This window comes from Conexibacter woesei DSM 14684 (assembly GCF_000025265.1).
GTDB lineage: Bacteria > Actinomycetota > Thermoleophilia > Solirubrobacterales > Solirubrobacteraceae > Conexibacter > Conexibacter woesei.
Genome location: NC_013739.1, coordinates 68,582 through 91,558, shown reverse-complemented (window position 1 = coordinate 91,558; position 22,977 = coordinate 68,582). Strand labels below are relative to the sequence as shown.

General features: G+C 71.0%; 23 protein-coding genes. 7 read left to right on the top strand and 16 right to left on the bottom strand.

Annotated features, from left to right (window positions below; genetic code table 11):
* Nucleotides 1–6: 6 nt before the first annotated feature.
* Nucleotides 7–945, top strand: coding sequence for a glycosyltransferase (locus CWOE_RS00480; protein WP_012931583.1), 939 nt, complete (start codon nucleotides 7–9; stop codon nucleotides 943–945).
* On the opposite strand, the gene CWOE_RS00475 is transcribed toward CWOE_RS00480, so the two are convergent.
* The gene (locus CWOE_RS00475; protein ID WP_012931582.1) at nucleotides 942–2,432 is read right to left on the bottom strand and encodes a lipopolysaccharide biosynthesis protein; all 1,491 of its coding nucleotides are present in this window, start codon (nucleotides 2,430–2,432) and stop codon (nucleotides 942–944) included. The genes CWOE_RS00480 and CWOE_RS00475 overlap by 4 nt on opposite strands.
* 37 nt (nucleotides 2,433–2,469) lie before the next feature.
* On the opposite strand from CWOE_RS00475, the gene CWOE_RS00470 reads away from it, so the two are divergent.
* From CWOE_RS00470 to CWOE_RS00460, 3 genes are read left to right on the top strand one after another with little or no spacing between them, the layout of a single operon-like run.
* On the top strand, nucleotides 2,470–2,934 hold the full coding sequence (locus CWOE_RS00470; RefSeq protein WP_012931581.1) for a hypothetical protein: 465 nt from the start codon (nucleotides 2,470–2,472) through the stop codon (nucleotides 2,932–2,934).
* 9 nt (nucleotides 2,935–2,943) lie between these two features.
* On the top strand, nucleotides 2,944–4,377 hold the full coding sequence (locus tag CWOE_RS00465) for a carotenoid oxygenase family protein (RefSeq protein ID WP_012931580.1): 1,434 nt from the start codon (nucleotides 2,944–2,946) through the stop codon (nucleotides 4,375–4,377).
* 49 nt (nucleotides 4,378–4,426) lie between these two features.
* Nucleotides 4,427–4,975 carry a YqgE/AlgH family protein gene (locus CWOE_RS00460; RefSeq protein WP_012931579.1) on the top strand — a complete coding sequence of 183 codons (549 nt, stop codon included), beginning with the start codon at nucleotides 4,427–4,429 and terminating at the stop codon, nucleotides 4,973–4,975.
* A 6-nt stretch (nucleotides 4,976–4,981) separates the two neighbouring features.
* Here CWOE_RS00460 and CWOE_RS00455 read toward each other — a convergent pair whose 3' ends face one another.
* The 6 genes from CWOE_RS00455 to CWOE_RS00430 all read right to left on the bottom strand — a co-directional run bounded on the left by CWOE_RS00455 (nucleotide 4,982) and on the right by CWOE_RS00430 (nucleotide 13,002).
* Entirely contained in the window at nucleotides 4,982–6,781 is a 1,800-nt protein-coding gene (locus CWOE_RS00455) for a N,N-dimethylformamidase beta subunit family domain-containing protein (RefSeq protein WP_012931578.1), read from the bottom strand.
* Nucleotides 6,778–7,572 carry a phosphosulfolactate synthase gene (locus CWOE_RS00450; protein WP_012931577.1) on the bottom strand — a complete coding sequence of 265 codons (795 nt, stop codon included), beginning with the start codon at nucleotides 7,570–7,572 and terminating at the stop codon, nucleotides 6,778–6,780. Before CWOE_RS00450 ends, CWOE_RS00455 begins: the two co-directional genes overlap by 4 nt.
* A gap of 25 nt (nucleotides 7,573–7,597) precedes the next feature.
* Nucleotides 7,598–9,010, bottom strand: a complete 1,413-nt coding sequence (locus tag CWOE_RS00445; protein ID WP_012931576.1) for a LytR C-terminal domain-containing protein — start codon at nucleotides 9,008–9,010, stop codon at nucleotides 7,598–7,600.
* Nucleotides 9,011–9,077: 67 nt separating this feature from the next.
* A complete protein-coding gene (locus CWOE_RS00440) occupies nucleotides 9,078–11,015 on the bottom strand; it encodes a polysaccharide biosynthesis protein (protein ID WP_012931575.1) in 1,938 nt (645 codons plus the stop codon).
* A gap of 82 nt (nucleotides 11,016–11,097) precedes the next feature.
* Nucleotides 11,098–12,126 carry a DUF354 domain-containing protein gene (locus CWOE_RS00435; RefSeq protein ID WP_012931574.1) on the bottom strand — a complete coding sequence of 343 codons (1,029 nt, stop codon included), beginning with the start codon at nucleotides 12,124–12,126 and terminating at the stop codon, nucleotides 11,098–11,100.
* A 45-nt stretch (nucleotides 12,127–12,171) separates the two neighbouring features.
* Nucleotides 12,172–13,002 (bottom strand): aldo/keto reductase, encoded by an 831-nt coding sequence (locus CWOE_RS00430; RefSeq protein WP_012931573.1) that lies wholly within the window; start codon nucleotides 13,000–13,002, stop codon nucleotides 12,172–12,174.
* Between the two features lie 168 nt (nucleotides 13,003–13,170).
* Between CWOE_RS00430 and CWOE_RS00425 the strand changes: the two genes are divergently transcribed.
* The 3 genes from CWOE_RS00425 (at nucleotide 13,171) to CWOE_RS00415 (ending at nucleotide 16,320) form a co-directional block, all read left to right on the top strand.
* A complete protein-coding gene (locus CWOE_RS00425) occupies nucleotides 13,171–14,763 on the top strand; it encodes a hypothetical protein (protein WP_012931572.1) in 1,593 nt (530 codons plus the stop codon).
* 64 nt (nucleotides 14,764–14,827) lie between these two features.
* Nucleotides 14,828–15,493: a DedA family protein gene (locus CWOE_RS00420; RefSeq protein WP_012931571.1), complete on the top strand. Its 666-nt coding sequence runs from the start codon at nucleotides 14,828–14,830 to the stop codon at nucleotides 15,491–15,493.
* Nucleotides 15,490–16,320 (top strand): undecaprenyl-diphosphate phosphatase, encoded by an 831-nt coding sequence (locus CWOE_RS00415; protein WP_012931570.1) that lies wholly within the window; start codon nucleotides 15,490–15,492, stop codon nucleotides 16,318–16,320. Before CWOE_RS00420 ends, CWOE_RS00415 begins: the two co-directional genes overlap by 4 nt.
* Here CWOE_RS00415 and CWOE_RS00410 read toward each other — a convergent pair.
* From CWOE_RS00410 to CWOE_RS00370, 9 genes are all read right to left on the bottom strand, one after another.
* A complete protein-coding gene (locus CWOE_RS00410) occupies nucleotides 16,310–17,041 on the bottom strand; it encodes a response regulator (protein ID WP_012931569.1) in 732 nt (243 codons plus the stop codon). The two genes, CWOE_RS00415 and CWOE_RS00410, sit on opposite strands and share 11 nt — an antisense overlap.
* Before the next feature lie 71 nt (nucleotides 17,042–17,112).
* Nucleotides 17,113–17,799: a CHAP domain-containing protein gene (locus CWOE_RS00405; protein ID WP_012931568.1), complete on the bottom strand. Its 687-nt coding sequence runs from the start codon at nucleotides 17,797–17,799 to the stop codon at nucleotides 17,113–17,115.
* A 79-nt stretch (nucleotides 17,800–17,878) separates the two neighbouring features.
* Complete coding sequence (locus tag CWOE_RS00400) at nucleotides 17,879–18,670, bottom strand: flagellin N-terminal helical domain-containing protein (protein ID WP_012931567.1); 792 nt, start codon at nucleotides 18,668–18,670, stop codon at nucleotides 17,879–17,881.
* A gap of 233 nt (nucleotides 18,671–18,903) precedes the next feature.
* Nucleotides 18,904–19,704, bottom strand: coding sequence for a flagellin N-terminal helical domain-containing protein (locus CWOE_RS00395; protein WP_012931566.1), 801 nt, complete (start codon nucleotides 19,702–19,704; stop codon nucleotides 18,904–18,906).
* Between the two features lie 90 nt (nucleotides 19,705–19,794).
* Nucleotides 19,795–20,592 (bottom strand): flagellin N-terminal helical domain-containing protein, encoded by a 798-nt coding sequence (locus CWOE_RS00390; RefSeq protein WP_012931565.1) that lies wholly within the window; start codon nucleotides 20,590–20,592, stop codon nucleotides 19,795–19,797.
* Between the two features lie 92 nt (nucleotides 20,593–20,684).
* The gene (locus CWOE_RS00385) at nucleotides 20,685–21,476 is read right to left on the bottom strand and encodes a flagellin N-terminal helical domain-containing protein (RefSeq protein ID WP_012931564.1); all 792 of its coding nucleotides are present in this window, start codon (nucleotides 21,474–21,476) and stop codon (nucleotides 20,685–20,687) included.
* A gap of 132 nt (nucleotides 21,477–21,608) precedes the next feature.
* On the bottom strand, nucleotides 21,609–21,851 hold the full coding sequence (locus tag CWOE_RS00380; protein ID WP_012931563.1) for a hypothetical protein: 243 nt from the start codon (nucleotides 21,849–21,851) through the stop codon (nucleotides 21,609–21,611).
* Between the two features lie 13 nt (nucleotides 21,852–21,864).
* Nucleotides 21,865–22,272 carry a hypothetical protein gene (locus CWOE_RS00375; RefSeq protein WP_012931562.1) on the bottom strand — a complete coding sequence of 136 codons (408 nt, stop codon included), beginning with the start codon at nucleotides 22,270–22,272 and terminating at the stop codon, nucleotides 21,865–21,867.
* 17 nt (nucleotides 22,273–22,289) lie between these two features.
* Nucleotides 22,290–22,961: a PilZ domain-containing protein gene (locus tag CWOE_RS00370; protein WP_012931561.1), complete on the bottom strand. Its 672-nt coding sequence runs from the start codon at nucleotides 22,959–22,961 to the stop codon at nucleotides 22,290–22,292.
* Nucleotides 22,962–22,977: the final 16 nt, after the last annotated feature.

Sequence of the window (22,977 nt, the reverse complement as noted above, 5' to 3'; positions counted from 1 at the left end):
CCACGCATGAGCATCGAGGTCTCCTACTGCATCGTCAACACCGAGCAGCGCGCGCTGCTCGAGCGCTGCCTCGACGCGATCGCAGCCGAGCAGCGCATGCTGCCGTTCGCGACCGAGGTGCTCGTGCTCGACAACGCCTCGCGCGACGGCTCGGTCGGGATGGCGCGTGCGCATCCCGTGACGACGGAGCTGATCAGACGCGAGCAGCGGCGCGGTAAGGCGGAGAACGACAGCACGCTGATGCAGCGCGCCCGCGGCCGCTACTGCCTGCTGCTGAACGAGGACTCCGAGCTGATGCCGGGCGCCACGAGAGCGCTCCACGACGCGCTCGACACGACCGAGAAGGCCGCGACCGCGGGCGCGAAGCTGCTGCGCCCCGACGGCAGCCAGTACCCGTCGGCGTGGCGCTTCCCGACGCCGGCGACCGCCTTCTGGGCCGCCGTCGGGATGCACAAGTCGATGACGGTGCAGAGCCGCGGCGACGAGGTCCGCGAGGTCGACTGGGCGCAGTCCGCCGCGCTGCTCGTGCGGCGTGAGGCGGCGGCGCGGATCGGCTGGATGGACCCGGCGTTCTTCGTCTACTCCGACGAGGTCGACTTCTGCAAGCGCCTGCACGACGCCGGCTGGAAGAACCTCTACGTGCCGCGGGCGGAGGCGATCCACCACGAGCAGCTGTCGACCGGCAACGTGCCGAAGCGGCGGATCGTGGAGCTGTCGCGCAACCGCGAGCGCTACATGCGCAAGCACCACTCGGTCGTCTCGACGCTGCTTGTGCGCTGGCTGACGGCGTGGACGTACGCGCTGCGCGCGCTCGCCGCGTACGTGCTCCCGCACCACGATCCCGCGCGCTACTGGCAGCACGTGCGGGCGACGCTGCACCCCGACCGCGGTGAGGGCCTGCGCGAGGCGGCGGCGGACTACAACCGCGGCGGCCCGCGGCTCTAGGCGGCGCGGCCGCCGCGGCGCAGTCTCGCCAGCGGCGCCAGCATCGAGCGCACCAGCGCGCGCTCCTCGGGGCGGTAGAAGCGCAGCGGGATCAACAGCAGCGGCAGCACGGCGAAGATCGCCGCGCGCTCGACGAAGCCGGCGAGGCCGTCGGTCGGCAGCAGCAGCTCGCCAGCGGCCGCGACGCCGCCGATCACGAGCGCGATCTGCGCGATCCGCGCCCACTCGAACGCGACGTGGAAGAGACGCCGCGTGAGCAGCCGCATGACGGTCAGCATCGCGAGGTACGCGCCGGTCAGCGCGAGGCCCGCGCCGGCGATCCCGAATGGCGGCGTCAGGACGACCACGAGCACGACGTTGACGGCCAGCCCGACGGCGGCGGCGGGGAAGTTGCGCGTGGTGACCTCCGCGCGGCCGGCGATCACGACGAAGATCACGAAGAGGCCGTACAGCGCCCAGCCGAGCGCCAGCCACGGGATCGCCACGTGCGCCTCGTAGAAGTCGGGCGCGGCCAGCAGTCTCGTCATCCAGCGGCCGAGCAGCAGCAGGCCGGCGACCGCCCAGCCGGTCAGCAGCAGGTAGTACGTCGCGATGAACGCGTAGAAGCGCGCCGCCTCTCTGTCGTCCTTGATCGAGTAAGCGAGCGGCGGCCACGAGTACTGGAAGGCGCGCACGACGAACGCGACGGTGCCGGCGAGCTTGACCGCGAGCGAGTAGACGCCGGCCGTCGCGGCGCCGTACTTGTGGAACAGGAAATAGCGGTCGACGAGGTTGAGCGCGTAGACCGACGCGTCGGCCGGGACGGTCGGGAAGCCGAACCGCAGCAGGTCGCGCAGCGAGTGCAGGCGCGGGTGGTCGGCGCCGCCGCGACGCGGCAGCAAGCGCGCGCGCAGCGTCCACCAGAGCGCGAGCAGGATCACCGTCGAGGCGCCGTAGTTGCCGAGCAGCAGGCCGAACGCGCCCTCGTCGCGCGCGACGACGAGGTAGACGGTCAGCGAGATCGTCATCAGCACGTTCGCCAGCGTCGTGAGCGCGTACGCCTTCGCGCGCTCGTCGACGCGCAGCAGCGCGTACGCCAGCTCCAGGTTCGTGAACGCCCACAGGCCGAGCACCGCGACGCGGAAGACCCCGACGTCGCGGAAGCCGAGCACCAGCTCCGACAGCGGCCCCGCGAACAGCGCGAGCGGGATCGCGAGCAGCGTCGTGGCGACGAGCAGGAAGCCGACCGAGCGGCGGGCGAGCGCGTCGCGGCGCTCCTGGTCCTCGTCGGTGTAGTGGTAGCGGACGAACGCCTCGCCGATCCCGAGCCGCACGAGGATGCTGAACAGGACGATGCCGGTCATCATCAGCTCGGCGACGCCGTAGTCGGCCTCGCTGACGTGGCGGGTGTAGACCGGCAGCAGCGCGACGGCGAAGACCTTCGAGACGAGGTCGCCGACCTGGTAGGCCGCGGTCGTCGTGAGGAGGCGCTTGATCAAGCTCTGCACGGCGGGGGACGGTACTCGCTAGCGTCCCCGGGGCGCCATGGCCGCCCCCTCCGACGCCCCGCTCGCGCTGTTGCTGCTGCCCGTCCCGCTGGAGCGGTTCACCCACGCCGAGCACGCCCGCGACCTGCTGCGCGCGCCGCGCGTGCTGGCGCTCGAACCGCCGCCGCTGTCGTGGAGCCGGATCGGGCGGCTGCCGGGCTCGCTCGCGTTCGGGATCGGCGTGCGGCAGGCCAAGCGCGTGAGGCTGCCGGGCCCGGTCCGCGTCGTGATCGTCTACGAGGCGCTGCAGCTGCCGCTCGCGCAGGGACTCCAGCTGCGCTTCGAGGGCGCGCAGCTGTGGCGGGCGGAGGTGGTCGCCGAGGCGACGGCGCAGGCGTCGCTGGCGTTCGACCCCGACGACGCCGCCGGCCTCGGCGATGCGGCCGGCGTGGACGCCTTCGATCGCAACGCGCCGCTGTGGGAGCGGCTTGAACTGCTGGGTGTGGCGGAGTTCAAGGAGTAGGGTCGGTCGATGGCGACCGATACGACGGAAACCGGCTACGCGCAGGGCTTCACGACGCTCGACCGCGAGGTGACGCTCGACCGGCTGCAGCTGGACGGCGCGCTGCCGGAGTGGCTGGAGGGGTCGCTGCTGCGGACCGGTCCGGCGCAGTTCGAGATCGGCGGCCGCTCGTTGAACCACTGGTTCGACGGGCTCGCGATGCTCCACCGCTTCACGTTCGGATCCGGCGAGGTCGCGTACGCGAACCGCTTCCTGCAGTCGCGCGCGCGACGCAGCGCCGAGGCGGAGGGCAGACAGGTCTACGGCGAGTTCGCGACTGACCCGTGTCGCTCGATCTTCGGCCGCGTGCAGTCGCTGTTCCAGCCGAAGATCACCGACAACTGCAACGTCAACGTCGCGCGGCTCGGCGACCGCTTCGTCGCGATGACCGAGACGCCGATGCCGGTCGAGTTCGACCCCGTAACGCTCGCCACGCTCGGGATCGCGTACAAGCCGCCGGGCCACGTCACGACCGCCCACCCACACGGCGACGCCGCGACCGGCGAGGCGATCAACTACGTGACGCGCTTCGGCCCGAAGCCGACGTACCGCGTCTACGGGCTCGCGGCGGTCGACGCCCCGCCGCGGACGATCGCGGAGGTCGCGGCGAAGCCGGTCGCCTACATGCACAGCTTCGGGCTGAGCGAGCGCTACGTCGCGCTCGTCGAGTTCCCGCTCGTCGTCAAGCCGCTGCGGCTCGTGCTCGGCACTGGGCCGTTCATGGAGAGCTTCGAGTGGGAGCCGCAGCGCGGCACGACGTTCACCGTGATCGACCGCCGCGACGGCAGCCTCCGCGGGCGCTACAGAGCGCCGCCGTTCTTCGCCTTCCACCACGTCAACGCGTTCGACGACGGCGAGCAGCGGCTCGTGCTCGACCTGTGCGCCTACGACGACGCGGCGATCGTCAGATCGCTGTTCCTCGACCGCCTGCGCTCGGGCACGGCCGGCGCCGTACCGGACGCCTACCTGACGCGCTGCACCGTCGACCTCGCCGGCGGCGGCGTGACGCTGGAGCGGCGTTCGGAGACGCCGCTGGAGCTGCCGCGGATCGACTACGGGGCCGTCAACGGACGGCCGTACCGCTGGGTCTACGGCGCTGCCCGCAGAGCCGGCGCGCCCGCGCACGGCTTCATCGACCAGCTCGTGAAGATCGACGCCGGCGACGGCGCCGCGACGACCTGGAGCGAGGAGGGCTGCTTCCCCGGCGAGCCGGTCTTCGTCGGCGCGCCCGGCCGCAGCTCCGAGGACGACGGCGTCTGCCTCTCGGTCGTGCTCGACGGCGCCGCCGGCACGAGCTTCCTGCTCGTGCTCGACGCCGCGACGTTCACGGAGCGGGCACGCGCTGCCGTCCCCCACCACATCCCGTTCAGCTTCCACGGGCAGTTCGCGCGGGGCGTGGCCTAGTCGTCCACGCTGACCCCGGCCCGCTCGACCGGTGCGCCAGAATGGTGGGGTGGACGATTCGCTGAAGGGCAAGCTGCTGCTGGCGTCCCCGGCGCTGCAGGACCCGAACTTCGCGCGCACCGTCGTGCTGATCGCCGAGCACAACGAGGACGGGGCGATGGGGCTCGTGCTGAACCGGCCGGCGACGACGACCGTCGCCGAGAGCGCGCCGGAGCTGGAGGAGCTGGTCGAGGCGGAGGAGCCGATCTACATCGGCGGGCCGGTGCAGCCGTCCGCCGTGATCGTGCTGGCGGCATTCGAGGAGCCGGCCGCCGCGGGCCTGCTGGTGCGCGACGACGTCGGCTTCCTCTCGGCCGAGGCGGACTTCGCCACCTCACGCGACGCGACGAGGCAGCTGCGTGTCTTCGCCGGCCACGCTGGCTGGGGTCCCGGCCAGCTCGACGAGGAGCTGGAGCGCGAGGACTGGATCGTCGAGCCGCCGCTGCCGCAGGAGCTCTTCAGCGAGGACGCCGAAGAGCTGTGGGGCGACGTGCTGACGCGCAAGGGCGGCGCCTTCGCGCTGGTCGCGCGGATGCCGCTCGACCCGTCGGTCAACTAGCGCGCGTCACGGCGCGCCGACGACCGACCAGATCGAGCGCACGAGCGCGGCGGCGTCGAGCTCGTCGTCGGCCGCCTTGCTCGCCAGCTGCGGCAGGCCCGTGTGGATCGCGGTGCCGTCGCCGAGCTGCCACGAGGCGATCACGTTCGTGTCGGCGTCCGGGCCGGCGGCGGCGGACAGCTCCGCCTCGGGGATCACCGACGCGAGCGTCTCGTAGCTGTCGTAGCCGGCGAACGAGCCGCCCGTCTGATCGAAGATCGGCCCGTTGAGCGAGGTCGTGAGCGTGACCGGCGCCGGCGACTCGACCAGCGGCACGACAGGGCGCGCACCGAGCGCGTCCGTCGGCGCGGGGGTCGACGGCTGCGTCAGCAGCCCGTCGCGCAGCCGCACGCTGCGGCGCAGCGCGTCCGTTCCGAGCGACCAGATCCGCCCGCCGTCCTGCACGCGTCGGCGCAGCGCTCTGCGCAGCTGCGGCGTGATCCAGCGCGAGTCGCCGGCGAAGACCGCGCCGGCGTAGTCGCCGAGCGACGGACCGGTGCCGGCGGCGAGCGCGGCGTCGGTCGTCAGGTCGTAGCGCAGCAGGTTGTCGTCGAGGAAGCGCAGCAGCGCGCCCTCCTGCGCCGGGATCGACGTGGGCATCCCCTTCGCGAGCGGGCGTCCGAGCCGGGCGGAGGCGTCGCGGCCGGCGCCGTCGAGCGTGTTCGGCATTCCGTCGCCGTCGTCGTCGACCGCGTTGAGTCCTTCCCACGTCAGCGACGGCAGCACGACGAGCACCCGCCGCGGCACTCTCGCGCGCACGACGATCGGCACCTGCGTGCGGTGGTCGGCCGTCGCGATGCTCAGCACGTGCAGCCCCGCCTGCCCGCGCGGCGTTCTGACGCGCAGGCGAACGTCGCGGCCTCTGCCGCGCGCGAGCACTCTCGGGTCGCCCCAGCGCCGCAGCGCCCAGCTGTATCTGCGTCTGCGCGCGTCGACGAAGACGGTCGTCGAGGCGCCGGCGCGGACCGGTGTGAACGACGGCGCGGCGGCGAGGTAGCGGACGGTCACGCCGGCCCGTCCGGGCACGTCGCCCGATCTCGGCGGGACCTGCGCGGGGAAGGTGCCGCGGTTGCCGGCGCGATCGGCGACCAGCAGGCCCATCAGGTAGGTGCCGGCCGGCGCCGGTCTGCCGTCGACCGTGCCGTCCCACTCGGCGCTCGCCTGCCGCCCGGGGATGTCGACCTCGTCGACGATCCGCGCGGGCGTCACATCGGTGCGCCAGACCTGCAGCCGCGCCTTGCGGCCCTCCGTCCCTCTGATCGCGACCGTGACGGCGTCGACGCCTCTCTGCGGCAGGAACGCCGGCCCGCTGTCGCCCTCCGGCTCGACGGAGACGACGCGCGGCTTCGGCGGCTTCGTGTCGAGCGCGATCTCGACGTCGGGCAGCTCGACCGTGCGGCCCTGGTGGATCAGCGCGACGCGCACTCTGTAGTAGCCGTCCGGGGCGCGTCCGCCGTCCTCGGTGCGGCCGTCCCACCACCACGTCTTGCGGACCTTCTTGGGGACCGCGACGCCGTCCGCGAGCGTGCGCACGATCCGGCCCTCGTCGTTGACGATCGAGACGGTGATGTCGTCGCCGCGGACGAGCCAGAACGAGATCTTCGCGCGGCGATCCTTGCCGGGATCGTTCGCGACCGGCGAGAAGACGACGTCGACGAGCGGCCGCACGATCAGCGGCGGTGTGCTCTTGAGCTTCTGACCGACGACGAAGGCGCCGAGCGTCGCCAGCACGAGCAGCCCGAAGACGATGCGTGCGGCGCGCGTCACCGCTGGGTGCGCTCCGGGGCGGCCGGGCGCTCGTCCGGCTGCGCGGGCGGCACCGTGTCCGAGCGCAGCCCGAGTCGCAGCGTCTCCAGCGACAGGACGTCCTGCGGCGCGATGTTGCCGAGGTTGACGTCGAGCCCGAAGCGCTGCACGAACCAGACCTGCTGCTCCTTCTGCGGTGCCTCGAACAGCAGCCGCTCCGGCGCGATCGCGTGCGCGATCTCGTCGATCAGCCCCATCCGCACCTCGCCGTCGGCGCGGTAGATGCCGGCAGTGCCGGACTCGCGGGCCTCGGCGATCACCTTCCAGGCGCCGGCCTCCAGCTCACGCTCGATCTGCTCCACCCACACGTACGGCGCCATGATCCGCGTGTCGTCCTTGGAGCCGACCTCGGAGAGGACGGTGAACTCGCCCGCGAGCCGCTCGATCAGCGCGAGCTTCTCGCTGTGCGGCAGCGTGATCGTGCCGTCGGAGATCTCGACGTGGCCGATCCCCAGCTCGCGCAGCCAGCCGACCAGCTCGTCGACTCTGCGCTGCGAGATCGCCAGCTCGGTGAGCGTGCCGCCGAGCACGACCGGGATGTCGTGCTCGCGGTAGCGCGCGAGCTTCACGCCGAGGTTCTGCGTCACGACGGCGGTCCCCCAGCCGAGCTTGACGATGTCGACCGCGTCACCCGCGACCTCGAGCATGCCGTCGACCTCGGCGAGCGACAGCCCTCTGTCGATCACGTGCGTGAGACCGCGCTGCCGCGGCTTCCCGCCGCGCTGCGGGAGGTCGAGGAACGGAGGCGTCATCGCGCGCGTCGGGCGGGTGGGCCGGCTATTGCGTCGGCTGGCGATCGGCGCCGACGGTCACGACGACGTCGACCGTGCATGGCGTCGTGTTCGCGCACGCGATCGCCTCGGTGCCCGCGTCGATCTCCTGGACGGCGTCGGCGGACAGTCTCAGCGTTCTCGCGACCTCCTGCGCCTCGCGCTCCTTGCCGGCTCTGAAGGAGACCACGGTGACCGAGCGATTCGGGTCCGACGCGTTCGTGACGGTGCCCTCTCTGAAGCCCGCGCCGGTCAGCTCCGTCATGACCGTGCTCGCGAGGCCGCCCGTCGCGGTGCCGTTGAGGACCGCGACGGTCGTCTGGTCGTGCGGCGGGGCGGGCGTCGTTCTCGTCTGCTGTCTGGTCGATCTGCCCTGGGCTCTGCCGTTGCCGACGGGCGCCTGGACGCGGACGGGTCTTCTCTCGTCGTCACCGCCGGTGAGGACGACGAACGCGACCGCGGCGACCGCGACCAGCGCGACGACGCCGGCGATCATCGCGATCAGCCGGCGACGACCGTGCGGTGCAGGATCGGACGGCGGCACGGCGCGCGAGGCGCCGCCGCCGGCTGCTCCGGCGCGCAGCGGCGCGGCCGGCTGCGGCCGGCCGCCGGGGCGCGGGCGGGTGCTCGGACCGGCGCCGCGACGCGGCGGCGGGGGCGGGGGCACGCGCCGCGGCGGCAGCTGCTCGTACTCCTCCGAGATGTCATCGTCGTGGTGGCCGTTGGAGCCGCTCGGCGGCGGTGCGGCGCCTGCGTCGCGCACGCGCGCGCCGGCGGACGCAGGAGCGCCCGCGCCGGCGGCGGGGACCGCGCGGCCGCGCTGGCCGGCGACCGACGCCGCGACGGCGGGCTGCGTGACCGGGCGCGGCCCGGGGCCGCCGGGACCGCTGTGCTGCGGCTGGACGGGCGCGGGCGGACCACCGGGGGAGCCCGGTGCGCCCGGCAGCGGGATCAGGACGGTCGCGGAGGCCAGCGCGGGCCCGCCGACGCCGACCGGCGCCGACGGCAGCAGCTGCGGACGCACGGGTGCCGAGGTCGAGGCGACGGCGGCGCGCTGTCCAGCGCCGGCCTGACGCGGCGGACCGCCGGCTGCCGGTGCCGCGGCGGCTCCGGCGGCGGCACGGCCGCGCGCGACGGGACCGCGGACGGCCTCGCGTCCGGCCGGGGCGACGGTGCCCTGCGCCTGGCTGCGCTGCTGCGACTGCGCGCGGCGCGCGAGGTCGAGCGCGGCGGCGACGCTGCGCTCCAGCTCGCCGATGCGGTCGTGCGCCTGGCCGCCCCAGTCGCGCAGCCGCTTCAGCTCGCGGGCCTGGGCGAACAGCAGCAGCGCGAACAGCGCCAGCGCCACGACGGCCGCGAAGCCGGCGTATGCGCCGATGTCCTCGACGAAGTTTCTTACGGAGAGTGCGTACGTCAGCATGTGAGAGCCGGGGCAGTGTAGACGCCGCTCGCGGGCATGTCGCCGTTCCCGGCGGCGCGCGGTGACCTCACGAGGGTACCTGGGGCCCCGGAGCGGTTCGCATCGCCGCGAGCTCGGCGACCTTCGCGGCGAGCCCTGCGGCGTCGCCTTCGAGCACCAGCAGGTTGATCTCGCCGAACGTCCCCTCGACCCACGCCTGGTCGAGCCGCGCGCGCTCGGCGCGGAGGATCTTCTCGGCCGGCGTCGGCTGCGGCCGCTCGTACGGGTTGAACAGCTCCTCGTGGAACTTCTCGCCCGGACGCGGGCCGATCACCTCGATAGCGATGTCCTGCTCGGGCTCCAGGCCGGAGAGCCGGATCATGTCGCGCGCGAGATCGACGATCTTGACCGGCTCGCCCATCTCCAGCACGAAGACGTCGCCGCTGCGATCCGACAGCGAGCCGGAGCGGATGATCAGCTGGACCGCCTCCGGGATCGTCATGAACCAGCGCTGCATGCGCGGATCGGTGATCGTGACCGGGCCGCCCGCGGCGATCTGGCGGCGGAAGATCGGCACGACCGAGCCGGAGGAGCCGAGCACGTTGCCGAAGCGGACGGTCGCGTAGCGGGTGCCGGGATGCCGCGTCGCGGCCGCCTCGACCGCCCACTCCGCGAGCGCCTTCGAGGCGCCCATCACGGTCGCGGGCTTGACGGCCTTGTCGGTCGAGACGAGGACGAAGGTTCTGACGCCGGCCTCGCCGGCGATGCGGGCGACGAGCCGGGTCGCGAGCGCGTTGTTGCGGACAGCCTCGACGGGGTTCTGCTCCATCATCCCGACGTGCTTGTACGCGGCGGCGTGGAAGACGACGGCGGGGCGGTGCTCGGTCAGCACCTCGCGCATCCGCTCCTCCTCCTTGCAGTCCGCCAGCACGGGGATCGCGGTGCGGACGTGGCGCTCGTCCTCCAGCTCGCGCAGGATCTCGAAGAGGTTGTCCTCGGCGTGGTCGACGAGCACCATCCGGCGCGGGTTGACGCGCGCGATCTGGCGGCACAGCTCGCTGCCGATCGAGCCACCGGCGCCGGTCACGAGCACGACCTGGCCGGTCAGGTAGGCGCCGACCCGCTCCAGCTCCATCCGCACCGGCTCGCGGCCGAGGATGTCCTCGATCGACAGCTCGCGCAGCTGGCGCATCACCTGCATGCCGCCGGACTCGCTCTGCAGCAGCTCGAAGACGGTCGGCAGCGTGCGGACGGGGATGCCGCGGTCGCGGCAGGCACGCACGACGCGGGCGCGCAGCGTGCCGGGGGCCGACGGGATCGCGATGATCACCTCGTGCGGCTCGGCGTTGTCGAGCACGCGCGCGAGGTCGGCGTCGGAGGTCGTGCCGAGCACCTTCAGCCCGTGCTCGTCCTTCATGCCGCGCTTGCGCGGGTCGTCGTCGAGGAAGCCGACCGGCCGCAGCCGCAGGGTCGGGTTACGGACCAGCTCGCGGACGAGCAGCCGGCCGCCGTCGCCGCCGCCGATCACGAGCACGTCGCGCGCGCCCTTGACGACCTTCAGGCCGCGCTTGCGGCCTTCGAACGCGAGGTGGACGACGAAGCGGACCGCCGCCATCGAGACGCCCATCAGCAGCAGCCACATCGCCGCGACGCCGGTCGGCATGCCGACCGCGACCGAGACGCCGTTGTGGGTCTCGACCTGGACCGGGTGGATCAGCGCGATCGCGCCGACGACGAGCACCGCCGAGACGAGCACGGCCTTGACGACCGCCTCGTAGTCGCGCTGGCCGACGTAGGTCCACAGCCGCTGGTAGAGGCCGAAGAGGACGAAGACGACGAGACAGACGGGGACGATCCACCAGATCGTGTCGTCGCGCAGCAGCTCGTAGCGACGCGGGATGCCGCTGTCGAACCGCAGCTGGAAGGCGAGCACGTAGGCGAGGGCGACCAGCGCACCGTCCACTACGAGCTGGATCAGCGAGTGGCGGTGGACCGGGATCGCTCCGGAGCGATACCACCGGCGCATCGGCGGGATTGTAGGGATATGGGCACCCGGGCCGCGAGAGGACGCTTGCGCGTGGCGCCCGAGCAGCGGTGCGACGGGCCGCTCAGAGCCCGCCGACGGGGGCGGCGAGCAGGCGCAGGAAGTCGCGCGGATCGCGCCGGATCCGGTCCGGCGCGGAGCCGTCGGCGGCGCCTGGGCGCTTGACGACGACGACCTCGTCGGGGTCGGTCAGGCGGCGCAGACGGCCCTCGCCGATCAGGCGCTCGTCGACCGCGCCGAGTCTGCCCTCGAAGCTGGTGAAGACGGGGGTGCCGAGCGCGACCGCCTCGCGGTTCATCGTGCCGCCGGCGGAGACCATCAGGTCGGCGAAGGCGATCAGCGACTGCGCGTCGATCGCGCGCTCGGGCAGGATGAAGCCGCCGACCTCGCGCAGCTGCTCGCGCTGCTCGGGCGTACGCGGCAGCACGACTGCCTGCGTCCCCTGCTCGCGCAGCCGCTCCAGCACGGCGCCGAAGGTGTCGTGCTCGAAGCGGTGGTAGAGCGAGACCGACGGCGGCGTGCGGACGACGACGATCGGCTCGGCGGGGTCGAGCCCGAGCTCGCCGAGGATCGCCGGGTCGGGCTCGAAGTCGGCGAGGTAGTACTCCTCCTTCAGGCCCGGGTAGCGCTGCAGCTTGCCGACGGCGCCGTAGCGCGCGAAGCGCTCCGGCGGGATCGCGTCCGGGACGACGACCGCCTGCGCAAGGCGGCAGTTGACGTTGTGCTGGACGGTCGCCCACTCGTAGTCGAACGTCGTCGAGCAGGGGATCCGCAGCAGCGCGGCGGCGACGGTCACGTCGTTGGAGCCGTGGCCGAGCGCGAGGTCGAAGCCGGCGCGGCCGCCGCGTCTGCGCGCCCAGCGGACGAGCGCGCCGGAGCGCTGCGCGAGCCCGAGGCCCTTGGCGGACAGCTTCCCGCCGCGGTGGTGGCCGATCGCGGTGTGGTCGATCCCGAAGCGCTCGCACAGCTGCAGCGTCTGCGCGAAGTCGCGCGCGGTCACGTGGACCTCGTGGCCGTCAGCGCGCAGCAGCTCGATCACGGGCCGCATGACGACGACGTGCGGCGAGTTGGTGAGGTCGATCCAGACGCGCATGAGCGCGCGGAACGCTAGCGGCTCAGGCCGCCGGTGCCGCCGCGCTCAGGCGATCTCCATCGTGTCGGGGTCCGGGCCGGTCCGCTCGCCGCGGTCCAGCGCCGCGATCGCGGCCAGCTGCTCGTCGCTCAGCGCGAAGTCGAAGACGTCGAGGTTCTCGGCGATGCGGGCGGGCGTGACCGACTTCGGGATCACGACGTTGCCGAGCTGGAGGTGCCAGCGCAGCACGACCTGCGCGGGCGTCTTCCCGTGTGCCTGGGCGATCGCGACGATCGCGGGGTCGTCGAGGACCGCGCCCTGCGCGAGCGGGCTCCACGCCTCGGTCGCGATCTCGTGCTCGGCGTGGAAGGCGCGCAGCTCGGGCTGCTGGAGGTACGGATGCAGCTCGACCTGGTTGATCGCGGGGACGACCTCGCCCTCGTCGAAGAGGCGGCGCAGGTGCGCGGGCTGGAAGTTCGAGACGCCGATCGAGCGCACGCGGCCGTCGGCCTGCAGACGTTCGAACGCTCTCCAGCTCGGGACGTAGCGGTCGCGCGCCGGCGTCGGCCAGTGGATCAGGTAGAGGTCGACGACGTCGAGGCGGAGCCGTCTCGCGCTCGCGTCGAAGGCCCGCAGCGCCTCGTCGTAGCCCTGGTCGGCGTTCCACAGCTTCGTCGTGACGAACAGCGCCTCGCGCGGGATGCCGGAGGCTGCGACCGCCTCGCCGACGCCCTCCTCGTTGCGATACGCGGCGGCCGTATCGATGTGGCGGTAGCCGGCTTCGAGCGCCTGCGCGACCGCCTGCGCCGTCTCCTGCGGCGGGACCTGGAAGACGCCGAAGCCGAGCTGCGGGATCTCGGTGCCGTCGTTGAGCGTGAGCGTGGGGATCTTCGTCATTGCAGGGGTGTACCCGACCCGCGTCGATCGCCTCGGCGTTGAGTCGCGTCTGAACGTGCTAGCACGTCCAGAGCCCTCTGGACGCCCCCTGGAAGGGTCCAAAGCGATTGGCTACGATCGCGCCGACGCGCCAAGACAGGCGCGCCTGACTCCAACAGGGGGAGCTTCATGCGCCGGATCATCCTGGCCGCCTTCGCGGTGCTGCTTTTGCACGCCGCACCGAGCATGGCGGCCGAATGCAGAAACCTTGCGCTGGTCGCGAATGGCGGGGTTGCGAGTGCCTCGTCCGAGTACAGCGGCTGGCCTGCGACCGCGCTCAACAACGGGACACGTGAGACCTCCATCGACCGCCACTGGAGCGACGGCACGCGTTTCATCTGGCCGGACTGGGCCGCGATCGAGTGGAGCTCACCGACGAGACTCGACCAGATCGTGGTCCGCGGCCTGGTCTTCACCCCGAACAAGACGGTCGCAGAACGCACACTCGACAGAACGCGGGTGCAGTACTGGGACGACGCCACGTCGACGTGGGTCGACATCGTCGGGAGAAGCGGTCAGGACAACCCGATCCTTGCCTGGACCGGCCCGACGCATGCTGAAGACGGAGCGGAGATCAAGCAGTTCGACTTCGCGTCGATCACCACCACGAGAATCCGCGTGCAGATCGAAGAGGGTCCGACGGTCCTGACCGGTGGCTACTCGTCTCTCGACGAGATCGAGGCCTACGATCGCGGTGGCTGCGACCCGCCGGCGTCTCAATGCTCGAACAGAGGACTGGACGGGATCGCCTCCGCTTCATCCACACATTCGAGCGGCCTGTACCCCGTCACCGGCGTGAACAACGGCCAGGTCGAGTCGGGAGCCACGAAGGGCTACTGGAACGACGACACCAACGGCGTGTGGCCCGACTGGGTCCAGGTCGCCTGGGCGCAGCCACTGACGATCAACAGAGTCGTGGCGCGCATCCCGCTGGCCCAGGCCGGGTTCCCGACCGGTGAGATCACGCTCAGAAGAACCCGCATCCAGTACTGGGACGCAACGACCTCGACATGGGTCGACGTCGTCGGCAGAAGCGGCCAGAGCAACCCGATCCTCGACTGGACCGGCCCGATCGGCAGAGCCGACGGCACCGAGACTCGCATGTTTCACATCGCTCCCGTCACGACGACCAAGATCCGCGCGGTCATCGAGGACGGCTCCACCGACGGCTGGTCCTGGCTCGACGAGCTCGAAGCGTATGCGGCCGACTGCGCTACGCCCAGCAACGAGAACCTCGCGCTCGGCACCAATGCGGGGACAGCTATCGCATCGTCGGAGTACAGCAGCCTCGCGTCCATCGCCAAGCTGAACGACGGGAGACGTCAGACCCACCTCGGCCGTACCTACTGGATGGACGGCACCGGGTTCAGCTGGCCGGACTGGGCCGGAATCAAGTGGAGCTCGCCGAGATCGCTCAACCGGATCGTCCTCCGCGGCCCCGCGTTGTATTCGAGCTATCCCACAGACCGACGCACGCTCGGGAGAACGCGGGTCCAGTACTGGAGCGACGACAGCTCCACGTGGGTCGACGTCGTCGGGAGAAGCGGGCAGGACAACCCGATCCTCAACTGGGTGATGCCGCCTGACATGACCGACGGAAGTGAGATCCGGCAGTTCGACTTCCCCACGGTCGCCACACGGAGAATCCGCGCGCTGATCGAAGAGGGCGGGACCCACGGCTGGTCCTTCATGGAAGAGATCGAGGCGTACTGGATGTCATGACATCCACGGCGGCGGAGGCTCCCGGGAGCCTCCGCCGCCGCCCGTCGTTACCCTTCGGTGCTTCGTGCTGGTCCTCGCCTCGATCACGGAGCCCCTCGTGAACATGGCGACCGACGTGGTCGGCTCTCTCGGCCTCGCCGGCGTCTTCGTCCTGATGGTGCTCGAAAGCGCCTGCATTCCGATCCCGTCGGAAGCGACGATGCTGTTCGCCGGCTTCAACGTCGCGCAGGGCGAGTACTCGCTGCTGCTGGTGACGCTCGTCGGCGCGAGCGCGAACCTCGTCGGCTCGTGGATCGCCTACGGGGTGGGCTACTTCGGCCGATTGGAGCTGCTGGAGAAGCACGGCAGAAAGCTGCACGTCTCCCCGAGATCGCTGGCGCAGGCCGACCGCTGGTTCGAGAAGCACGGTTCCGCCGCGGTGCTCGTGACGCGGATGCTGCCGATCGTCCGCACCTTCATCTCGCTGCCCGCCGGCGTCTCGCGGATGCCGTTCATCCGCTTCTCGGTGCTGACGTTCATCGGCTGCCTGCCGTGGGTCTTCATGCTCGCGTTCATCGGCCGCGAGGCACGCGACAACTGGACTGCATGGAAGGACAGCCTCCACTACGTCGACTACGCGGTCGCCGTCGCGATCGTCGCCGTCGCCGTCTACTACGGGCTGCGCTGGCGCCGCAACCGCAACGCCCCGCCCGTCGCCGACGAGCAGGCGACCACCGACGCCGCGCTTTGAGCGAGCAGCCCGCAGCGCTCCCGCTCCGCCACGCGCTCGCGCTCGGCGTGCTGCACGGGCCGGCGGAGCTGCTGCCGATCTCCTCGTCCGGTCACATCACGCTCGTGCCGTGGCTGCTGCGCTGGCCGTACGCGGAGCTCGACCCGGAGCTGCGCAAGGCGTTCGAGGTCGCGCTGCACGCCGGTACCGCCGCGGCGCTGCTGATCGGGTTGCGCGACGAGGTCGGCGAGGCCGCGCGCGGGCTCGACCGCCGCCGGATCGAACTGATCGTGCTCTCGTTCGCGCCCGCCGGGATCGCCGCGTTCGCGTTCGAGCGGCCGATCGAGCGGCGGCTCGGGACTCCCGCGACGATCGCCGCCGGGCTCGTGCTCGGCTCGCTCGCGATGGCGCTCGCCGACCGCGCGCCGCAGGAGCGGCCGCGCGAGGACGCCGGCTGGCGCGACGCGCTCGCACTCGGCCTCGCGCAGGCGACCGCGCTCGTGCCGGGCGTCTCGCGCAACGGCGCGACGCTCGCGGCGGCGCGAGCGCGCGGCTTCACGCGCGAGGACGCGAACGCGCTCTCCCGCCACGTCGCGCTGCCGATCATCGTCGCCGCGACCGTGCTGAAGGGCACGCGTCTGCTGAGACGCGGCCTCCCGCCGCAGACCCGCGCCGCGTTCGCGATCGGCACCGCCGCCTCGTTCGCCTCGACGCTCGGCTCGACGTGGCTGATCCGCCAGGTCGAGCGCGACCGCTCGCTCGCTCCCTACGCGGCCTACCGGTTCGGCCTCGCCGGCGTCGTCGGGTGGCGGCTGCGGCGAGCGCGCGCCGCCGCGCTCAGAGCTTGATCGCGGACTCGCGGATCGCGATCGCGACGGCGTGGGCGCGGCTGGATGCCTCCAGCTTGCGCATGACGTTGCGGAGGTGTGTGCGGACGGTGTGAGGGCTGAGCGACAGCAGCTCGGCCGCCTCCTCGGTCGAGGAGCCTTCGGCGACGAGCGCGAGGACCCTCAGCTCGGCGCTCGACAGCGCGGAGGAGCGGCGCTCCCGCAGGTCGGTCAGGAGCGGGGAGAGACGGCGGGGCGGCATCGGCAGGTCTCCCGGCTCGTTGAACCACAGGCGCCCGGCCGCGACGGCGCGCAGGGCGTTGCTCAGCTCGGCGATCGAGCGGCGCTTGGCGATCACGCCGGCCGCGCCGGCGTGGAGCGCGACCGCGGACTGCTGCGGATCGTCGGCGTCGGTGTAGAGGACGACGGCGCTGCGACTGCCGCGCTGGGCGAGGCGACGCAGCAGCACGATGCCGTCGACGTCGGCGAGGTCGAGCGCGACGAGCGCGACGTCGGGGGCGTGATGGCCGATCACTGCCTCCGCGCCGTCCCCGGTCGCGGCGGTCGCGACGACGTCGATGCCGTCCCGCGCGAGCAGCGGCGGCAGTCCTTCTCGCACGGGAGCGTGCGGATCGACGACGACGACCGTCACCGGTCCGCGTCGCACCGAGATCTCGCCCAGGCCGTCCGGCCCGGAGCGTGCTCCGGCCTCTCCGCGGTCGTGTTCGTCGAAGAGCGTCACGGTCCGAGGTATTCGCCGCCGACGCGCCAGGTCCCTCTAAGGGGCTGGGCGCCAGCTCCGGCGGGGAGGCACTAGCTCATCCTCACGTAGCCGAGCGCCGACCCGGCCTCGTGGACGTTGCGCTTCACCTGATCAGAGGAGTTACCCTCGATCGTCTGGATGCGGCCGTCCGGCAGCACCTGCTCGACCATGCCGATGTGCTCGTCCCAGACGATCAGGTCGCCCGGCTGCGGCACGGCGCCGGGGCCGTTCGGCACGGCGCGGCCGGTCCGCTGCGCCCACGCGTAGACGTCGTCGACGCGGCCGAAGCCCTGCCCGCTGTCGCCGAGCGGTGCGCCGGCCTGGTCGGCGAGCCACGAGGTGAAGTAGGCGCACCACGGGCCGACGCCGCTGCCGGCGGTCGACTCGCGGTAGGTGGCGATCCGCGGCGAGTCGTTGGAGCCGGGCGGGAACTCGGCCTGGCCGACCTCGCCCTGCGCGAGCGCGACCATCGCGGGCGCGCCGGCACCGGCGCCGCCGTTGGTCAGCACGCCGCCGGGCGCGTAGAGGCCGGGCGCGCCGGCCGTGCCCGGGGTCACGACGCCCGTGTTCGAGAGCGCGCCGTTGAGCACGTTCGAGAAGGCGTTCGCGGACGACGCGCTGGCCGTGACGGCAGACGGTGCGGCTGCACCGCCGTTGAAGGACTGCGTCGGCGGGACCCGCGGCGTGAAGGCGCTCTGGATCTCGTCGATCCGCGCGATTGCTGCTGCGAGGGACATCAGTCCAAGTGATCGGCAGCCGAGGCGATCCCTTGACCGCCGCCCTCGCGGACGGCGGTCGGAGGGTCGAAGCGTCTCGCTAGCGGAGCAGCGAGAGGACGGACTGCGGCGCCTGCTGGGCCTGCGCGAGCATGCTCGTGCCGGCCTGCTGCAGGATGTTGTTCTTGGTGAAGTTCACCATCTCCGCAGCCATGTCCACGTCACGGATACGCGACTCAGACGCAGTCAGATTCTCCTGGTACACCGACAGATTGTTGTACGTGTGCTCCAGACGATTCTGCACCGCACCGAACACCGCACGCGCATCCGACACGTTCGCGATCGCCGTGTCGATCTGAGCAAGCGTCGAAGTCTGGTCGAGTCTGCCGACTCTCGCTTGGAGCGAGACCGTCGCGACCGAGATCGTCTCGCCGTCGTTGGCGCCGACCTGGAACGCGACCGTCGCGTTTCTGCCGTCGAGCAGCGTGATCCCGTTAAACTGCGATGTCGTGCCGATCCGCTCGACCTCCTGCGTCAGCTGCGCGATCTCTGATGCAATCGCGCCTCTGTCCTCTCTCGCGAGCGTGCCGGTGGCGTGCTGGACCGCGAGCTCGCGGACACGCTGAAGCATGCTGTGAACCTCGGTCAGCGAACCTTCCGCCGTCTGGACGAGGGAGATGCCGTCCTGCACGTTGCGGCGCGCCTGGTTCAGACCGCCGATCTGACCACGCAGCTTCTCCGAAATCGCGAGACCCGCGGCATCGTCAGCAGCACGGTTGATCCGGAAGCCCGACGAGAGGCGCTCCATCGACTTCGCGAGCTTGCTGCTCGTGCCCTCGAGATTGCGATGCGCGTTGAACGCTTCCACGTTCGTGTTGATACGAAGGGACATACGACATCTCCTTGATGATCGTCCCGGGCGACTCCATGTCACCGCTGTTCACCATGAGCATCGGCGCTGGGGTGCCGAGCTTGAGCGATCAGGCGCCAGCCAGGCGCATTCGCGGTCGAGGCGACGCAAAAGAAGAGAGGCGGGTGGCTGTTCGCCACCCGCCTCTCGGTCGGATCCCTCGATGGAGCCGTTTTATGTTCGCCCGATGATCTGGGCGATATGAGTTGTGTGTCCTAGCGGAGCAGCGAGAGGACGGACTGCGGCGCCTGCTGGGCCTGCGCGAGCATGCTCGTGCCGGCCTGCTGCAGGATGTTGTTCTTGGTGAAGTTCACCATCTCCGCAGCCATGTCCACGTCACGGATACGCGACTCAGACGCAGTCAGATTCTCCTGGTACACCGACAGATTGTTGTACGTGTGCTCCAGACGATTCTGCACCGCACCGAACACCGCACGCTGATCCGACACCGCGCCGATCGCTCTGTCGATCTCGGACAGCGTCGCGGTCCCGAGCGTGGCGAGTCTCCCCGTGTCGACGGCTGTTCTCAGGGCGAATGTGTCGACCGAGATCATCTCGGTGTCGTTGGCGCCGACCTGGAACGAGATCGTCGTTCTGGCGTCGAGCAGTCTGATGCCGTTGAACTGCGCCGTGTCGCCGATGCGGTCGATCTCGGCCGTCAGCTGTCTCACCTCGGAGACGATCGCGTCTCTGTCTGTCGTCGCGAGCGTGCCGGTGGCGTGCTGGACCTTCAGCTCGCGGACGCGCTGAAGCATGCTGTGAACCTCGGTCAGCGAACCTTCCGCCGTCTGCACCAGCGAAATACCGTCCTGCACGTTACGGCGAGCCTGGTTCAGACCGCCGATCTGACCACGCAGCTTCTCCGAAATCGCAAGGCCGGCAGCGTCGTCAGCAGCACGGTTGATGCGAAAGCCCGACGACAGGCGCTCCATCGACTTCGCCAGCTTGCTGCTCGTGCCCTCGAGATTGCGATGCGCGTTGAACGCCTCGACGTTCGTGTTGATACGAAGGGACATACGACATCTCCTTGATGATCGTCCCGGGCGACTCCATGTCGCCCTACCTAACGGCGGCGGCCGAAGCCACCGCCGCCCAACGATGACGTCCTAGCGCAGGAGCGAGAGGACGGACTGCGGCGCCTGCTGCGCCTGCGCCAGCATCGAAGTGCCGGCCTGCTGCAGGATGTTGTTCTTGGTGAAGTTCACCATCTCCGCAGCCATGTCCACGTCACGGATACGCGACTCAGACGCAGTCAGATTCTCCTGGTACACCGACAGATTGTTGTACGTGTGCTCCAGACGATTCTGCACCGCACCGAACACCGCACGCTGATCCGACACCGCGCCGATCGCTCTGTCGATGTCGGCAAGCGCCGTTCTGGCCGTGATGTCGAGCGTTGCGGGGACCGCTCTGCTGAGCGCGATCGTCGCGACCGAGATCGTCTCTCTGTCGTTGGCGCCGACCTGGAAGTCGATCGTCGCATCCGCTCTGAGCAGGTCGATCTTGTTGAACTGCGCAGTGTTGCTGATGCGTCTGATCTCGTCGGTCAGCTGCGTGACCTCGGAGACGATCGCGGCTCTGTCCGTCCCCGCCAGCGTGCCGGTGGCGTGCTGGACCGCGAGCTCGCGGACACGCTGAAGCATGCTGTGAACCTCGGTCAGCGAACCTTCCGCCGTCTGCACCAGCGAAATACCGTCCTGCACGTTACGACGAGCCTGGTTCAGACCGCCGATCTGACCACGCAGCTTCTCCGAAATCGCAAGGCCAGCGGCGTCGTCAGCAGCACGGTTGATGCGAAAGCCCGACGACAGGCGCTCCATCGACTTCGCCAGCTTGCTGCTCGTGCCCTCGAGATTGCGATGCGCGTTGAACGCTTCCACGTTCGTGTTGATACGAAGGGACATACGACATCTCCTTGATGATCGTCCCGGCCGACTCCATGTCGGCCGTGCTCAAGCGGTGGACGGCCGCAGCCGCCCACCGTTCACGACAGGTCCTAGCGCAGGAGCGAGAGGACGGACTGCGGGGCCTGCTGGGCCTGCGCGAGCATGCTCGTGCCGGCCTGCTGCAGGATGTTGTTCTTGGTGAAGTTCACCATCTCCGCAGCCATGTCCACGTCACGGATACGCGACTCAGACGCAGTCAGATTCTCCTGGTACACGGACAGGTTGTTGTACGTGTGCTCCAGACGATTCTGCACCGCACCGAACACCGCACGCGCATCCGACACGTTCGCGATCGCGGTATCGATGTCTCTGAGCGCCGCGTCGGCTCTCATGCCTCTGACTGCGTCAGAGAGTCTGACCGTCGCGACGGAGATCGTCTCCGAGTCGTTGGCGCCGACCTGGAACGTGATCGAAGCGGCGCTGCCGTCGAGCAGTCTGATGCCGTTGAACTGTGCCGTCGTGCCGATGCGGTCGATCTCAGCGGCGAGCTGCGCGACCTCGGACATGATCGCGCCTCTGTCCGTCGTCGCGAGCGTGCCGGTGGCGTGCTGGACCGCGAGCTCGCGGACACGCTGAAGCATGCTGTGAACCTCGGTCAGCGAACCTTCCGCCGTCTGGACGAGGGAGATGCCGTCCTGCACGTTCCGACGCGCCTGGTTCAGGCCGCCGATCTGACCGCGCAGCTTCTCCGAGATCGCGAGACCCGCGGCATCGTCAGCAGCACGATTGATCCGGAAGCCCGAGGACAGGCGCTCCATCGACTTCGCGAGCTTGCCGCTGGTGCTCTCGAGATTGCGGTGCGCGTTGAACGCCTCGACGTTCGTATTGATACGAAGGGACATGCGTCACATCTCCTTGATGTGTCCCGAGCGACTCCATGTCGCTCCTGTTCCCCCCGTTCATCGGCGGTGGAGCGCCAAGCTTGAGTGATCGGGTGCCAGTCGGCCGCGTTGGCGCGCCAACGCTCTCAAGTGCTAGGCGATCAGGTCGACGTGCGGGCGCTCATCGTCCTCGCCCGCGTCTGCGGCGGCAGCGTCGGCGGCGCGTCTTGCAGCGGCGGCGGCGCGGCGGCGCTCCTGCTCCTGCTCGCGCTCGTCGTCCTCGCGCTCCCTGCGGCGCTGGTCCCGCTCCTGCTCGGAGACCCGCGGCCGGCCGACGGACGGCACCGGGAAGATGTCGGGGTTGCGCGGGATGATCGGGTTGATCCGATCGACCATCGGACGCTCCGGCCTACGCCTCGGCGCCGTCGGTCATCGGCGGCGCGGCAGCCTTGCGCGCGGCGGCCTCCTCGGCGCGGCGCTCGCGCACGACCTCCAGCTCGGTCACGACGAGGTGGCGCCAGATCGCGACGGCGCACGCCCAGACGACGAGGTAGGCGATGATCCCGCCGGCGAGCGAGCGCAGCAGCAGGTCCTCGACCGGCACGCCGCCTCGCCAGGAGACGAACGCGACGAGGCCGAAGCCGACCAGGCCGGCCCACGCCTTCGCCCGCTTGACCTGCTCGCCCGCCTTCGGATGGTTGGCGACGCTCGGCAGCGTCGGCCCACCGCCGCCGCTGCCTCTGCGCCGGCCTCTGCCCGCGCCGCCCCCGCGCGCGCCTCTCTGGCGCCCACGCGCGCGCGTGTCCCTCGGTGCCATCGTTCCCGTCCTCCCGGTCACAGCTCGCTGTCGCGCGTGACTCTGCGCGCGATCCGCTCGCGTTCGAAGATGAAGGCGACCAAGCGCCGGCGGCCGTCGTCGACCAGCTGCTCGATCGCAATCCCGCGGTGGCCGGCGTCGCTGGCGCGCGCGACGCGACCGAGACCCTCGATCGGCGGCTCGCCCTCGACGACGCGAACGCGGAAGCGCACCGCGCTCCCGATCGCGAGCGTGTCGGGGCCGGCCGCGAGGAAGCCGTTGCCGCTGACGTTGACCGTCAGCGTGTCGATCCAATCGCCGATCGTGCCCTCCTCGTCGATCGGCGCCAGCGCCATCGGCCGCACCGCTCTGACGCGCACGAAGTCACGCCGCTGGACGACCTCGACCGCGCCCTCCAGTCGCAGGTGGACGACGTCGTACGCCGTCACCCGCCCCTGGCCCTCGATCCGCACGAGCCCGCGCGGGCCGGCGAACTCGAGCGCCATCTCGGCGACCTCGCCGAGCTGCAGCGGGTCACGCGCGTCGAGCATCAGCACGAGCACGATCGCCTCGTCGGAGACCTGCGTCACGCGCGCCGCGAAGCGCTCGCGCCCGGGCAGCGCCAGGTCGACCTCCTGACGCACCTCCGGCAACGGCGGCGGCGCGGCGGAGCCCGGCCGCCGCTGCGGCCGCTTGCGCAGCGGGCTCATGCGGAGACCTCCTCCA